Origin of the sequence: Robertmurraya korlensis (genome assembly GCF_023715225.1) — a bacterium.
Taxonomy (GTDB): domain Bacteria; phylum Bacillota; class Bacilli; order Bacillales; family Cytobacillaceae; genus Robertmurraya_A.
The window spans coordinates 1-597 of sequence record NZ_JAMBNS010000054.1; the positions used below are offsets into that span (position 1 = coordinate 1).

Consider the following 597-nt stretch of genomic DNA (forward strand, 5'->3'; position numbering starts at 1 on the left):
GAAGTATGTAAGACCTTCTGAAGCTGAAATCAAGGCAAATTTGAATGATGAGCAATATTATGTGACACAGCAAAACGGCACTGAACGCCCTTTTAGCCATGAGTATGATCACCAATTTGAACGTGGTATCTATGTGGATATTGTCAGCGGTGAGCCGCTTTTTAGCTCATCAGATAAGTATGACTCAGGTTGTGGTTGGCCCGCCTTTAGCAAACCGATTGATACAGCAGTAATCAATGAATTGTTTGATGACAGTCACGGTATGCGACGTACTGAAGTACGCAGCCGTGTTGCTGATTCGCATTTAGGCCATGTGTTTAATGACGGTCTTCCTGAGCTTGGCGGCATGCGCTATTGCATCAATGGCGCATCGCTACGTTTTATCCCTGTAGATGAGATGGAACAAGAAGGTTATGGTGACTTAATCGGATTGGTTGAATAATTACCATCTGCATTTGCTAAAACATATAGCTTAACCATATAAAAATGTGTTAAAATAGCAGTTTGTCATTTTATCTTGAAATGGCAGATTGCTTTTTTTATTTACTAACATGACACACACCTTGCTATTTTCAAGCTAACAAACTTGCTAAGAGT

At 40.2% G+C, this 597-nt stretch carries 1 protein-coding gene; it reads left to right on the forward strand.

Annotation, left to right across the window (positions count from 1 at the left end):
• Window positions 1-28: 28 nt before the first annotated feature.
• Window positions 29-442: a peptide-methionine (R)-S-oxide reductase MsrB gene (gene msrB, locus M3175_RS25800; RefSeq protein ID WP_222118173.1), complete on the forward strand. Its 414-nt coding sequence runs from the start codon at window positions 29-31 to the stop codon at window positions 440-442.
• The last annotated feature ends 155 nt before the right edge of the window (window positions 443-597 follow it).